Source organism: Bacillus sp. WP8 (assembly GCF_000800825.1).
Lineage (GTDB): Bacteria > Bacillota > Bacilli > Bacillales > Bacillaceae > Bacillus > Bacillus safensis.
This window is the reverse complement of record NZ_CP010075.1, coordinates 1608995-1622310: the sequence shown is the minus strand read 5'-3', so window position 1 is coordinate 1622310 and position 13316 is coordinate 1608995. Positions and strand designations below refer to the sequence as shown.

Annotated in this window: 15 protein-coding genes; 1 reads left to right on the top strand and 14 read right to left on the bottom strand. The window is 35.6% G+C overall.

Annotation, left to right across the window (positions count from 1 at the left end; genetic code table 11):
* Positions 1-25: 25 nt before the first annotated feature.
* The 7 genes from rimP to QR42_RS07995 form a co-directional block, all read right to left on the bottom strand.
* The gene (gene rimP, locus QR42_RS08025; RefSeq protein WP_039178644.1) at positions 26-499 is read right to left on the bottom strand and encodes a ribosome maturation factor RimP; all 474 of its coding nucleotides are present in this window, start codon (positions 497-499) and stop codon (positions 26-28) included.
* A gap of 418 nt (positions 500-917) precedes the next feature.
* Positions 918-1724, bottom strand: a complete 807-nt coding sequence (locus tag QR42_RS08020) for a class I SAM-dependent methyltransferase (protein WP_039178641.1) — start codon at positions 1722-1724, stop codon at positions 918-920.
* A gap of 25 nt (positions 1725-1749) precedes the next feature.
* Positions 1750-2415 (bottom strand): CPBP family intramembrane glutamic endopeptidase, encoded by a 666-nt coding sequence (locus QR42_RS08015; RefSeq protein ID WP_052196521.1) that lies wholly within the window; start codon positions 2413-2415, stop codon positions 1750-1752.
* 13 nt (positions 2416-2428) lie between these two features.
* Positions 2429-3238 (bottom strand): SagB/ThcOx family dehydrogenase, encoded by an 810-nt coding sequence (locus QR42_RS08010; RefSeq protein WP_039178635.1) that lies wholly within the window; start codon positions 3236-3238, stop codon positions 2429-2431.
* A gap of 24 nt (positions 3239-3262) precedes the next feature.
* The gene (locus tag QR42_RS08005; protein WP_039178632.1) at positions 3263-4609 is read right to left on the bottom strand and encodes a YcaO-like family protein; all 1347 of its coding nucleotides are present in this window, start codon (positions 4607-4609) and stop codon (positions 3263-3265) included.
* A gap of 2 nt (positions 4610-4611) precedes the next feature.
* Positions 4612-5592, bottom strand: a complete 981-nt coding sequence (locus QR42_RS08000; protein ID WP_039178629.1) for a TOMM precursor leader peptide-binding protein — start codon at positions 5590-5592, stop codon at positions 4612-4614.
* A 13-nt stretch (positions 5593-5605) separates the two neighbouring features.
* Positions 5606-6313 carry a Rossmann-fold NAD(P)-binding domain-containing protein gene (locus tag QR42_RS07995; RefSeq protein ID WP_039178624.1) on the bottom strand — a complete coding sequence of 236 codons (708 nt, stop codon included), beginning with the start codon at positions 6311-6313 and terminating at the stop codon, positions 5606-5608.
* A gap of 429 nt (positions 6314-6742) precedes the next feature.
* On the opposite strand from QR42_RS07995, the gene QR42_RS18935 reads away from it, so the two are divergent.
* Positions 6743-6868, top strand: coding sequence for a plantazolicin family TOMM peptide (locus tag QR42_RS18935; RefSeq protein ID WP_080701195.1), 126 nt, complete (start codon positions 6743-6745; stop codon positions 6866-6868).
* Positions 6869-7023: 155 nt separating this feature from the next.
* Here the strand turns inward: QR42_RS18935 and QR42_RS07990 are convergent, their stop codons facing one another.
* The 7 genes from QR42_RS07990 to QR42_RS07960 all read right to left on the bottom strand — a co-directional run bounded on the left by QR42_RS07990 (position 7024) and on the right by QR42_RS07960 (position 13316).
* Positions 7024-7743 (bottom strand): pentapeptide repeat-containing protein, encoded by a 720-nt coding sequence (locus tag QR42_RS07990; protein ID WP_039178621.1) that lies wholly within the window; start codon positions 7741-7743, stop codon positions 7024-7026.
* Between the two features lie 83 nt (positions 7744-7826).
* The gene (locus QR42_RS07985; protein ID WP_235354797.1) at positions 7827-8612 is read right to left on the bottom strand and encodes an ABC transporter permease; all 786 of its coding nucleotides are present in this window, start codon (positions 8610-8612) and stop codon (positions 7827-7829) included.
* 214 nt (positions 8613-8826) lie between these two features.
* A complete protein-coding gene (locus QR42_RS07980) occupies positions 8827-9720 on the bottom strand; it encodes an ABC transporter ATP-binding protein (RefSeq protein WP_039178615.1) in 894 nt (297 codons plus the stop codon).
* A 21-nt stretch (positions 9721-9741) separates the two neighbouring features.
* Positions 9742-10035: a winged helix-turn-helix domain-containing protein gene (locus QR42_RS07975; RefSeq protein ID WP_039178612.1), complete on the bottom strand. Its 294-nt coding sequence runs from the start codon at positions 10033-10035 to the stop codon at positions 9742-9744.
* Complete coding sequence (locus QR42_RS07970; RefSeq protein ID WP_039178609.1) at positions 10028-10621, bottom strand: hypothetical protein; 594 nt, start codon at positions 10619-10621, stop codon at positions 10028-10030. The genes QR42_RS07975 and QR42_RS07970 overlap by 8 nt, the downstream gene beginning before the upstream one ends.
* 307 nt (positions 10622-10928) lie before the next feature.
* Positions 10929-12062 carry a glycoside hydrolase 5 family protein gene (locus tag QR42_RS07965; protein ID WP_039178606.1) on the bottom strand — a complete coding sequence of 378 codons (1134 nt, stop codon included), beginning with the start codon at positions 12060-12062 and terminating at the stop codon, positions 10929-10931.
* Between the two features lie 24 nt (positions 12063-12086).
* Positions 12087-13316, bottom strand: coding sequence for an endo-1,4-beta-xylanase (locus tag QR42_RS07960; protein WP_039178603.1), 1230 nt, complete (start codon positions 13314-13316; stop codon positions 12087-12089).

The following is a 13316-nucleotide window of genomic DNA, read 5'->3' as shown; positions in this document are numbered from 1 at the left end:
GTTCCCCCTTATATCAATGAAAAGGTTAATTGAACGAAACTGCTAATCTTGCGTTAGCTATTTTTTCGTATGGAATATTGATCTCTTTCTTTCTTGTCTTGATCTTCACTGTCACTGTTGCAATCTCACCATCAAAGCTTGTAAGCTCACCTTCAAATGCTTTTTCACCATCAATTGGTTCATATGTTTTCATGAAAACATTTTTTCCAAGTGCTTTTTCAAAATCAGCTTTTTTCTTTAATGGGCGCTCCGCTCCAGGAGAGGACACTTCAAGAAAGTAGTTTTGGCTAATCGGATCTGCCTCATCAAGCTTTTCGCTCAAGGCTTCGCTCACTTTGGCACACTCTTCGATATCGACACCTTTATCAGAGTCAATAAACACGCGAAGGAACCAGTTTTGACCCTCTTTGACAAATTCAACATCAACGAGTTCAAGCTGTAAGCCATCTAAAATTGGCTGCACCATTCCGCTTACGACATCCACTACTTTTTTGCTCATTCTCTTCCTCCTTGTGCTTTCGATAAACGCTCTTATCAATCATTCTGCATAAAAACCCTGCTTTATGTGAGCAGGGGGAGCAGAAAACGGATGAATAATGTCGAGACAAAAATTGCCTGTTCAATACAAAAGAGCGGGTTTCCCCACTCTTGTCTCGGTAATCGTTAGCATTTCCATAAAAACTATACCATATCCAATTTTTTTATGCAAATGAAGTTCCTCCTTATAATAGGTACTCGTTCATCAGTTACTACAGCATGTTCACTACGATTAACACCTCTCTCTTCCTTTATATATGAATGGAAACCACTCTGAACAGAACGGGCTGGTCATACTGCAGGTGTAAGCAATGAGCGAAGAACAGAGCTCCCCGGATGATCTTCACACGAAAGAAAGAACCATGTTTATATGGCGTTATTTATCCAGACTGTTTAATAAGCCATGCATGTAAAAGTAAAGGCGCATTCTGTGCTGAACTGTTATATTCACCTGGAACCTGTCTTAACGTTTGTTGTAAATTTTCATTTCCTATTAACGATAAAAATTCCATACTAAATGGGCTAAATCCTCCAATTATAGAAGTACCAATCTTATACGTCATATCCTTTCTAGTTTTGGTCATATAGGTGAGTAACTGCTCGAACTCAGATAATGTCAATGAGGCGTGATATTGATCATATAAATACAGCTCTTCTTCTTTGTTCTGAACTGAACTCAATCCACTTTCTATACTATCTCGATTTAAATCAACTATATAAATAATCGATTCATTTGATAAATAAGGAAGTAACTGTTCTAATAATGCTAAAGGATCTTCAAATAGACCAAAACACAGATGTATCAAAATCACATCATAACTTTTCGCATGTGATGAAAAATTTTTGATATCCGTACAAATAAAATTAGCTTTTATATTTAATTTTTTTGCACAATGTATGGCTTCTTCAGATGAATCAATTCCAGTCAAATCAGCTAGAGGTAATTGCTTAGATACATACTCAAGCATCTGCCCTTGTCCACATCCTATATCTAAAATAGAAGCAGGTGTTTTTTTGAATATTAGTTGATAATAAGAAATGAAAGTTTCAGCTGATAGACATCGAGTAAATGGTGTTTCTCGATTATCATAATTTGAACTTATTTTTCTTTTTTCTGGATCCAAAAACCATGACTGAGCCAGAGCTCTTTTTTCTTTAAGCTCTTTCATCTTTTCTTGTATTATCACAGGGTTTACCACCTTTATTAAAGCCTCACCAATCAGTTTCAGATAATACGGGAGGTTTCGTTTTGAAGTTCTTTATTTTGCGAGGTTGAAAAAAATGAATGAACAGATTATGTGAAATATGAAATGCTATCGCTGCTAAAATACCGAATGTTAAGTATGAAATAACTGTGATTAATGTAAAAAGCGACATATAAGCAATAGACTTAACACCGCCTATTGGTATATGTAGCAAGATAAATCCTATTGAACTGATACAGAAAGATACCGCTGCAGATTCCACAAAATTTGTTAGTAATAATAACGGAAGAAAGAACCGCCAAATTAATTCTTCTGATAGAGCAGTTAATGGAAGAAAAAAGATTGAATCAACATTGACAACATATCTGCCTCTAAATGCAACAACTTTCTTTTTTAATTTCCATATAACTGACGGTAATAGGATACCTAATAAAAAGAAGAATAAAATACCATACACATTTTGTTTATGAGAAATTTCAGCTAAGAGCTCTTGAGAAAATGCTCCACAGCATATAGAAGCTCCAATAATCGTGAATCCATCATAGCTCCTCTGAGGAGTGATATATGTTATGAACTTTCGAACGGATATTGGTTTATCTCTTTTGATTTTGATAACCATTTTTGAGCTTAAGGGACCCAAAAAGTGAATGAGGATCCCTAAAGCTGCTACCATTGAAATCATCTATTTAAGTACCCGCAATCAATGTATAAATTGGGGCATCATCTACTCCATTAAATCCACCAATCAGTTCCATTAACTCATCATCGATAAACCCTCCGAATGGTCGACTATTAATCTTCTGTGCAGTAGATAGCAAAATCATATTTTGCATGACATGTCCTGCCTCCATAAAAACGAAGCGATAAGAACGATGTCCATATTTAAATCGAGAACGCCAAAAATTAGCTGAAATGACTACAGCAAATGCAAAATCTTGAACGGATTCTTCTTGTAGCATTATTTTCTCAAATTCTTTTTCAGAGTAATCACCCATTTTAGTCAATCCTTTTCTATACGGATCGAAATGATAAACACCTTTGTCTAAAGAATCGACTTTGCTTGCTACAATAAATAGATCTAGAGGATAAAGTGCCCCGCCAGAGGGTATAGGGCGTCTAGGTCCTTCTTTACGTTCTACCAATCCATAACTCTTCTGTAAAACTGTTGAGAGTTGTTCTAATGAAACACTCCCCCCGCTAAAATAATCTGCACTTCTTCGTCCCTTAATGACATCGTCTAAAGAAATATTTGTATTTAATGGTTTAGGTAGTGAAATTAAAGGTAGATCATCAAACCTTTTACTTGCATGTGTAGCAATCTTTTGCAAAGTTTGAGATCGAAGCAGCCCTGCAACACCAGGTGCGTCCCATGCCATTGAGCCTCTATAGATTTTTGTTGCCTCAAACCAATTTTCAGAAGGATCATCAAACCGTAATGCTTCGTTTCCATACACAACATCAGCCAAATTAGTAGCATGTCTTTCAATACTATTCATATATTTAATCACCTTTCTACGATATTAAGGAAATGGATGCGGAATTGGATTCAGTTCTTCTAACTTAAAAGGTTTATCTACTAAACCTAAATGATAAGAATGTTTTAAAATTCGTTCTCCGCCCAACATTCTACCTCTATAAAGAACGTCAATCGGTTTATATCCAGGAATAATTGATTTTACGACATAGGCACCAGCATCTTTTATGTCAGGGCTGGTTAAATCAAAAGTTGCCACATGATATCCTTGGTTTGATAAATGACTGACAAGGTTAGTCCATAAAATGTCTGGAGAACGATCATCAAACGGTGCATAGTTTTTAACGTCCACTAATTTCTCACTCGCTGTTAAAAAATCAGCTTCTTTCACAATAGCTGTTCCCGCATATAGTTTAATATGATCTTCAAAACTGTTAATATCACGATAATAATCTACATCCACTAAGGCGTTCCCTAATCGTTGTTCTGTTTTCACCCAAGTTCTTGTATACATTCCCTCTATTGCAGCTTTCTCACATGCTCTTTCAATTGAATGAGCCGAGGCAGCGCCAATAGCAAATGGAGCTAAATCTGTATGAGGATTTCTTATTACTGCCAAAATAGTAGGAACACCAGAAAAAATGCTCATGTCTACTAAATGCAAATCAAGAGAAGTAGGTTTAATATATCTTTCATAGAAATGTTTTAATCTAGGGGAAGTATTAATATCAATCTTGGGTAAACTTAACTTATTGTACCAAGTAAGCATAAATGCATCTCTTTCAATTGTTTCAAATAAACCTGAGATTGCCGCTTCTTGATATGTAATACCACAAGCTAGGCCATTACTAGTTGCATGACCAATATTGGGGTCTCCTGGCCACTCAGTATAGTTTGCAATATGAATTAATTGAGCAGGCGTCCAAACTTCTTCATTATTTTCAGCAATATGACCTTTTCTCCACCATAATTTTGTATCTTCATTCCATCTATCATGAGGAAAATTCGGATCTTCATATTGAGTGACAGCATACATCTCCCACTTATCAAAACCAATTACTGATTTGCCTTCATTGACTAAGTCCTTTTGAGTACCAAAACATACAACATCAGAGTTTAAAGGTAAATAAGCGGCACTATATCTTTCCACCGTTTCACCTATTGCTGCTAATCTAGCTGCAGCTGGATTAGCAGATCCTCCCCCATTATAAGAATTCGATGGGACCCCGAATAAAATATTACTGTCTGTACCATGCGCTCCATATGAATGACCCCATATATCATCAACATCTCTGAGTTTTCTATACTCTCTACGGACTATCCCAACATAAGGATCTGCCAATTGGTCGAGTATTTCCCATGACTCTTCTAACGTTGTCCATTGATTAGCCATAATTAATTATTCACCTCACCTTGAAACCAAACTTGAGGAAAACCTGTATCTGCAGCTGGGGAACACTTTGGGCATCTAGGAACTCGATAAACACGATGATGATTAAATGAAACACCTTTATCATCTAAATTAATTGTTGTAAATCCACCTGGTGTTGCACTTGGTGCGTAATCTTTTAGTGTGAGCCATTCTAAAATTAAATTACTTGCAATTCCGATTTGAACTAAATTAATCGGCATATGATAAACCGGTTTCTTTTCAGGATTTATAGGTTTTATTTTCATTAAGTCTGATCGCAATACTTCGTCAGAAAAGTTTGCTGATTTTCGAAGGTTATAGCAATGTAAACAAGCTGATTGATGGGGCAAGAAAAATGGACCTACCCACGATGTCTGTCCATCATATGGCACAATGCTTAACCAAGGGATGTGGTCTTCTAATGCCAGATCATTTATTTCTTCAAAAATCGGGTCTAAATGAGAGTTGCCAATAGCAACCCTGATATCTGGCTGCTTATTTAATTCTCCTTTAAGCACTACTTGTAGCCCCGCCTCTTGCAAATAACGAATGAATTCAGCAGCAACTGGGTTATGATCTCGCGTAATAACTTCAACAATCCCTGTTTTTAAACGATCTAGTATATCTTCAACCAATACTTGTCCACCGGCTCTTTCATAAGACAAAAGCGCAGTTAAATCAAAGGTCATATCCGTCTTAACACACATTCCGTTCGCAACTAAAAATTCGAGGACATGTTTTAATTGATCACTCTCTACTTCGAAATTCTCCTTAAGCTCTTTAATTGAAACCCCATTATCTTCCGTAAGATAATCAGAAATTTCTTGAATAAATTCAATAATTCCGTCACCTTCAATTTTGGTGATAGTTTGTGCTTTTAAACCAATCAAACTGTCTTCTAGTTTACCTAGCGTAATGTGTGGTGCTAATTTATACCTCGTCATTTCTTGGTCTTTGACAAACATATATTATTCCTCCTTAAGAGTAATTAATTTGTATTTTAGATAATTGTGCCCGATTTGGGGGGTGACCAATTATTTGTTCCAGCGTGTTCGTAAATGGCTGTAAATGTTTTGAAGAAGAAGCTTCTTGAAATTCGGCTAACCATTCTAATACGTCTAAAGGCATATTGTTCTGGGACAAAATTGATATGACCTCTTCTTTACTTTTACAATACAATTCAATTTTCATGTTTAAATCCTCTTCAAAAATATCCTTCAGCCTACTCATACTTACTAACTCTGGTCCTGTTAAATCATATGCCTTTCCAGCGCGATTCCTAACATCCTGTTTAGGGATCAAACATGCCTTTACAACATCTTTTGTATTGATCCAATTAACTCCCTCGGGAGAAAATGCAGTTATTAATTTACCAGTAGCACCTGCCCATCCTCTATAAAGTTCTATATTAATATCAAGCGGTGATGTCCTATAAAGTATGCTATTCTGATAGATTTTCAATAATTCACTTTCAAGAGAACCTAGTTCATCCTCGACAGTATGCCTTCTATTAGATAAAATAATCGTTTCCGTTTGAAAATCAGTATTATTTATAAAGTATTCTTTGTCATAACTAACAGCTCCACCCAAATCAATTATTTGAACAGGATAGTCTTCATACTCAACTTTCATCTTCTCTAAATAGGCTTTTATTGGTTCTCTAATCCCGACATAATGAATACTCATAAACAGCCCCCCTCTTTTCTCTTTCTTAACTCACCAATGGAATAAAAAGGTTGAAATCTAAGGTAATCAACTTATAAAAGAAATTTCATTCTTCTATTAGAGTTCTTTATAACTAGTAATCTCAATATTTTCACACATTTACTTAACTTAATATCTAAATATCCAAAATATTCAACCCAAATAAACGTCACCCTTCCAACAAAAAACAACATTGAGACCATATAAATCCTTTAAATACATAAAATTTTAAATATAGTATTATTTTCCATAGTCATATTAAACCACACTCTCCTGGTCTTATCAACGTACTTTTCAGAAAACATAAAACTTTCAAACTTATCCATTGACAAATAAAGACTTATGAACCATCATATGTAATATATCAACTACATATCTATGTTGATAAATTTTAAATAAGGAGGTCTAAAGATGACTAAAATTACAATCCCAACTGCTTTGGCTGCTAAGGTACATGGGGAAGGTCAACATTTATTCGAACCAATGGCTGCGCGCTGCACTTGCACAACAATCATCTCAAGTTCTTCAACTTTCTAATCAACTTTAGTTTTTTCGACATATCATTGAAAATATCGCTCGCCACCTAGCGAAGCAGACTTAGCTAGGTGTGTGGGCATCTTTTGTTTAAGCAAGAAATAGTGAATAAAACAAAATAAAAGGCTATTGAGATTTTCTCAATAGCCCCTGCTGTATTACATATCGATTACTTCCACACCACTTAAATTTGCCCCTTCTCCTTCTAAAATATGATAAGTCATTTTATCCATTGTCACTCCAATAAAATTTAATTTTTTAATCGTACATGATTTAAAATTCACATTTATTAATTTAGAATTCTCAAAAGAAATATTTTTAAAATAACAATTTTCAAATGAAACATTTATTAAAGATGATTCATCAATACTAACGTTGGGTAAATGACAGCCATATAAAGAGGAATTCTTTATCTCACAATGTTCAAAATGAGATTGATTCAAATCACTCTTTTCAAAGGTAGATGAGGAAATTTCAGAATCGCTAATATTCACTTTTTTTAGATAGCACCCATTAAACTCTGAATGACTCATCACTTTTTGTTCAATCGACAGCCCCTTAAAATCGCACAACTTATATTTAACATTTATAAATGTTAACCAATCTAAATCAGCATTAACAAATATTTTTTTCACATGCACTACGCGGTTATGATCATCAATTACTAATGTATGATTATCAGTGCTTATTTCGCCTGATTTCAGCTTTTCAATAAGCATATCCTGAACTTCTGCCTCTTTTAATCCATCATTTTCGAGTTTTAATTTAATGTCGCCAAGCAGCTCTAATAATTCTTTTTTCTTTTCTTCATATGTTTTGTCTTTTTTATATGGCCGAAAAAAACTTTCAACATACAGTACTAACTCTTCACTTAACATTGCCTCACTCCCTTTTTTACAGCCGGCATACTTGAAATTTAGATAAATGATTAAAATCAACTTTTAACTGAAATTTTTAGAGCCTAGCCTCTGGCTCTTTTTATATATTTTTTGTAGCCAACCAACGAAAGAATAAACCCTAACAGTGTATAGCCTATAAGAACTACTGTTACTAAGATTAAATTCTCTCCCCCGGGTAGTGTTGATACTGATTGCACTAAGCCTTGATGTGCCCAATACTGCGGGAAGAGCATACCAATTATTTTGAGATAACTAGGTAATTGATCAAATGGAGTCCATAAACCACAAGCAACTGCTGTCCCTAAAGCAATCATGTTTGTCATTACTAAGCCTGTATTCTCAGTTTTAGCAAATGCGGCGATGGCAACTCCCCATGAAGTCACTTGCATTGATAATAGAACCACTACTAAGAAATACGAGCTGTATTGTGTTATTTCAATACCATATAAATAAACCCCTAAAATGGTTAACAGCAAAACTTGAAATAAAATGATGATAAAAAACGGAACGCACTTTCCAAGAAAAAAATGATGCGGCTGTAAAGGAGTACTTGCTAGCCTTGTCACAATCCCTTTCTCACGATCTTTTACAAAACTAATGACAATTGAAATAATGACAAATGTGGAGAAAAACACGCTCATCCCTGTCACTGATTGAGAAGCAACCAATGTTTTTTGCGCTTGAGAACTACCTGTTGTGAATAATTCTATTAAAAGAATAATTGAAGCAACTGGTAATAAAATGGTCCAGAATAACAATGATCGGTCTTTCACCTGTTTTATAGATTCGATGCGGACTAGTGGCCACATAAAAATCACTCCCGTTATATTAATTTGATTCCCTTTCATCTATCACTCTTAAATAATCACATTTTTTATTAATTTTACCATTTGCAGATGTGATGAATTATAATTAGCCAAAAAATTTCGACTAATTACTTATGATTTTAAATTTACGGTACACACAAATTAATTCTTTTCTTTAGATTTTGATGCTCTTTCTACATCAGTCACTCTTATAAGTAATTGAATACGAGAGTGGTTTTCATTCATAAAGACATTTTTATTGTAATTGATCACGTAAATCTGTTCCTGTTAATTGAAAAAAAACATCTTCAAGTCTCGGTCTGTACAAAGATAATTGTTGGGGAACCAGCGATTCCTTTTTACTTAGTTTAGCCAATTCTTCTAATGTATCTAATGGTTTTGTTGTTTTAACTAACACTCCACCTTGATAGGTTACAAAATCATACCCGAGACTAGTTAATGTTTTACTAGGAATCTTAGATTCAAAAAAGACAGATGTTTCTGCGTAACGATTCAAAAGCTCACCTATTTTTCCTTCTTCAACAATTTTCCCTTTATCAATGAAAGCCACATAATCACATAAACTCTCTATTTCCTCCATATAATGACTAACATAGATAATAGTTCTTCCCTCTTCCTTCAATTTGTTAATGATGTCGAAAATATAACGTCTTGATTGAGGATCTACCCCCACTGTCGGTTCATCTAAAAGAATTAACTGAGGAGCGTGCATTAAAGCGCAGCCAATATTCAAACGACGTTTCATTCCTCCTGAAAAGCTTTCAACTATATCATTTGCTCTTTCCCACAATCCTACATCTTTTAGTGTTTGTTCTACTCTTTCATCTAATGTTTTCCACTTTAAACCATAAATTTGTCCAAAAAACTCCATATTTACTTTAGCTGTTAATTTTTCCTCTAAGCTGATGTCTTGCGGGATGTAGCCGAGCGCACTTTTAGACTCACCAACATGCTCAACTTTGCCTTCATATGATTGAATGATATGAGATATAATTTTCATCAAGGTTGATTTACCAGACCCGTTTGGACCTATTAATCCATAACAAACTCCTTCTGGAATCGTTAATGTAACACTATTTAATGCTTGGGAAGTTCCGTATTTTTTACTAACGTTTTCTATTTTCAACATTCGGCACCCTTTCCTTCCATCTCATTTATTTTTTAAAATGGCTTCAATAACACTCAAGTATTCTTTGTAGGCGTGCTCTCCCAAATTCGTTATACTGACTATTGTTTTTGGTTTTTTATCCACAAAGGTTTTTGTAATTAGCACGTAGCCTGCTTCCTCTAATTTTTTTAAATGCGAGCCCAAATTACCGTCTGTTACAGATAAAGAACTTTTTAAGAAGCTAAAATCACATTTTTCATAAATCATTAATAAACTCATAATACCTAACCGAACTTTTGGATGGATTAAATCATTTAAACTATTGACATTACTCATTTCCTTGTCCTTTTCTTTTTAAAATCACACCAGTTAATAACAAACTTCCTCCACCAATAAAAGCGAAGATAATGTTCATTAAACTAGGAAATAATAAAAATGTAGTTACACCTAAAACACTTAACCAGAACCCCATAATAAAGATCTCTTTAGCCAAAACAATACCTAAGAGTAAATACATGATAGAAACCAATAAAACAATATAAAAGGGTAAATTATTTAATGTATATGGTAATAAACCAACACATATTAAAAAAATAAAGATACCTAAAATAATTCCAAGACCAAGCCATGTGTATTGCAATTGAGTTCTTAAAAACAAGGGCATCGGTATCATTTTCTTTTGTTTAAAATATGTAGTTAAAGTGATAACCCAGCCCGCAATGCCTAAAATAAGCCAAAAGACACCTGTAGTTATTGAATTAGCAAAAAGTAAAGGGATTGAATATCCCATTATCCAAATAAGGCCCCAAATGATAAAATAAATACTTGTTTGTTTACAATACTCTGTTTTATAATTTGTAATCGTCTTGATATGAGATAAATTCTCTAATATTTCTGAATTATTATTTTTTTCATTAGACATAAATAAACTCCTCTTTCACAAAGAACTCTGTACTACAGAGTATAGAATTAAATTTCCATTTAGTCAAGTTATTGGAAATACATTTTTTATGAATTAAGATTAAAAATAAATAACCACCTCCTTCCTCAACGCAATCTCATAAATACCTTCTGCTTGTTGATTTTTTCTGAAAACCTTGTTCATTGGTTGGTCTCATAACCGGTTCATATTTCAAAAAATTTAAATATAGTATTCTCATTCTCTACTTGGATAGTGAACATACTAAGTAAAGTTAGTTATATACACAGCTTTTTTCAGCAGGCATTTATCATCGGTTTCTTTCATTCATTCTTTTCGCATGTTCACTGATAAGTGCTGCCTCCCTGCTCCCTTTTATGATGCGGAATCCGTCATAATCCGGATAGAGCGAGTCATCATCCTGAATGCTTGTTAAAATCCAAAATTGACTGCCAGCACCTCCAAGCCGCTCTACCGCTGACAGCCAGCTTTGGTATACGTCTGGACGAGCTGATTGATTTTGGTAGCCAAACTCTTCTAGCACAACTGGTTTTCCGATTGAATTTCCGCGGGTGATATGGTCTTCGATCCATTTCACTCCCCAGACAGCAGACTTGTTCCAATGGTCTGGGTACAGATGATAGGTTCCATAATCGATATTAGGAAGAGATGTTAGACGGTCCCAATCGACGCCTTCCCCTCCTCCGTAAAACCAATCTTCATGTCCTGGTATACGAAAGAATCCTTCATCTCCTACTGCAACAAGGTGATGACGATCAAGCGATTTGATCCATGTACTCATTTCATCTGCCCATTTGACTAGTCCATTTCCCGTTGGATCTGACTGCATCCGCGGCTCGTTGGCTAATTCCCACGTCATAATAGCTGGATCGTCTTTATATTGAACACCTGTATACGTATTGGTTCTTTCTAATACATAGCGGACATAATTTTTGTAAGCCTTTTGAATACGAGGATCTGTATAAAAGGCATCATGCGATCCTGCCCCGAACCACTTCACATATTGATTCATACCGCCGAAGTCATCCCAATTGTTCACTAGTGGGATGACAAGCTTTATTCCTTCCTTTCCTGCTTTATAAATGGCATAATCTAGTTTTTGAAATCCCGATTCTTCATAGACCCCTGGACTAGATTGTAAGACTGAGTTTTCTTGAGGGGCCCCGTCGTGAAAGCCCCAAATCCGTATGACCTTTAAATTCATTGCTTTCATATCATCGAACACAGCATCTACCATTTTTTTAGATTTGTAATGGAAATAGTAATTATTTGTGCCGGCGAAGTAAAATGGTTGATTGTTCAGCGTAAATTGTGTACCAGACGTCTGCACATAAGCGGCCGCTTTAATCGTAAGCGAAAACCAGCCGGACCATATAGCGGCCACAAGTATGAAGCAAGATACTTTTTGAGCCCACTTTTTCATTTACATTCTCCTCACAATCTATCTCTATCCTTCTTGAGGCAGGATCACGTCTAGTTGAAACGGTGTTTGTTCATTTGAATCAAGTTCAATCGTCTGCTGTTTCAACATTTTACTTTCTTTACCGATTCGAACCTCATATGTTCCGTGAAATGCTGGACATCTCACATGGCCATTAGCATCTGTTTTTTCAATTCTTTGGGTCGTCCACTCATTTAGAAGCTTTTCATAACGTCTTCCTGCTTCATTTAAAGACCAATCATAATTCACGATGGCTGCATTTTCCCCTCTCCAATGGGCACCTGCCCAAAATCCCCACATCAGCACTCCTTTTACGGCTGGATGACTAAATGCGACGCGATATAAAGCTTCCAGGTTATCCGCTCTTCGATTAGGGTCAGGGTGAACCGAATCGTACTCTGTGACCCATATTGGAAGACCTAGCTCAGCAAGCACATCGAGTCTCTCTTTGACAATGACTGGATCGACCCGTTCTTCAAAATGGCCTTGAACCCCAATCGCCTCAATAGGTGCGCCTAACTGACGCAGTTCATTGATATGCGCTTTATAGGCATGGTGTTCACCATATGAGATCACATTATAATCATTCACAAACAATAGTGCTTGAGGGTCAATTTTTTTCGTTTCTTCATACATCCACTTCCAAATATTTTTCCCAAAGCGATCTTTAAAAAATGAACCATGCATCATTTCATTGTTTACATCCCAATGACGGAACCTTCCCTTAAAGTGATTGCCCGCATGCTCAAGCCGGTTTTTCATGGCTTCATATACTTCATGATTTGGCAGTGACCTTAGCCAGCTTGGATTCGCATCCTCTACCTCCCAAAACAAAGCGTGCCCTCTCACTGGAAGCTGATGTCGATCTGCAAAATTCAGCATCGCATCTGCTTTTTCGTAGGTGATTCTCCCTCTTTGTGGCTCATTCGCATACCATTTTGCCTCATTTTCAAAAACAGCCCAATTAAAATACTTCACGAAAAAATCAGCATATTGTTGATTAAATAACACTTGATCATTCATCGCTGAACCAAAGGCGAATTCATGTCTGATTTGCTTTATTTCAACCTCTATACCTGCTATTGGCTTTTTTTCACCGTTTGTTACGTTGATCACAAGATCTCTTTGTCTATGCTCTGAGATTCGATCATCCGCCTCTTTTTTCCACATCAGACTGTCCTGTCCATTTTCGCCCCTATTGAATGAATGATGAAGAAAACTTCTTTCTTTGACCAT

Bases quoted from the DNA above. Each gene is read 5' to 3' on its own strand.
- QR42_RS07980 (WP_039178615.1), bottom strand. From the start codon at position 9,720: ATGTTGAAAATAGAAAACGTTAGTAAAAAATACGGAACTTCCCAAGCA.
- QR42_RS07965 (WP_039178606.1), bottom strand. From the start codon at position 12,062: ATGAAAAAGTGGGCTCAAAAAGTATCTTGCTTCATACTTGTGGCCGCT.
- QR42_RS08015 (WP_052196521.1), bottom strand. From the start codon at position 2,415: ATGGTAGCAGCTTTAGGGATCCTCATTCACTTTTTGGGTCCCTTAAGC.
- QR42_RS18935 (WP_080701195.1), top strand. From the start codon at position 6,743: ATGACTAAAATTACAATCCCAACTGCTTTGGCTGCTAAGGTACATGGG.
- QR42_RS08005 (WP_039178632.1), bottom strand. From the start codon at position 4,609: ATGGCTAATCAATGGACAACGTTAGAAGAGTCATGGGAAATACTCGAC.
- QR42_RS07995 (WP_039178624.1), bottom strand. From the start codon at position 6,313: ATGAGTATTCATTATGTCGGGATTAGAGAACCAATAAAAGCCTATTTA.
- QR42_RS07970 (WP_039178609.1), bottom strand. From the start codon at position 10,621: ATGTCTAATGAAAAAAATAATAATTCAGAAATATTAGAGAATTTATCT.
- QR42_RS07990 (WP_039178621.1), bottom strand. From the start codon at position 7,743: ATGTTAAGTGAAGAGTTAGTACTGTATGTTGAAAGTTTTTTTCGGCCA.
- QR42_RS08000 (WP_039178629.1), bottom strand. From the start codon at position 5,592: ATGTTTGTCAAAGACCAAGAAATGACGAGGTATAAATTAGCACCACAC.
- rimP (WP_039178644.1), bottom strand. From the start codon at position 499: ATGAGCAAAAAAGTAGTGGATGTCGTAAGCGGAATGGTGCAGCCAATT.
- QR42_RS07960 (WP_039178603.1), bottom strand. From the start codon at position 13,316: ATGGTCAAAGAAAGAAGTTTTCTTCATCATTCATTCAATAGGGGCGAA.
- QR42_RS07975 (WP_039178612.1), bottom strand. From the start codon at position 10,035: ATGAGTAATGTCAATAGTTTAAATGATTTAATCCATCCAAAAGTTCGG.
- QR42_RS07985 (WP_235354797.1), bottom strand. From the start codon at position 8,612: ATGAAAGGGAATCAAATTAATATAACGGGAGTGATTTTTATGTGGCCA.
- QR42_RS08010 (WP_039178635.1), bottom strand. From the start codon at position 3,238: ATGAATAGTATTGAAAGACATGCTACTAATTTGGCTGATGTTGTGTAT.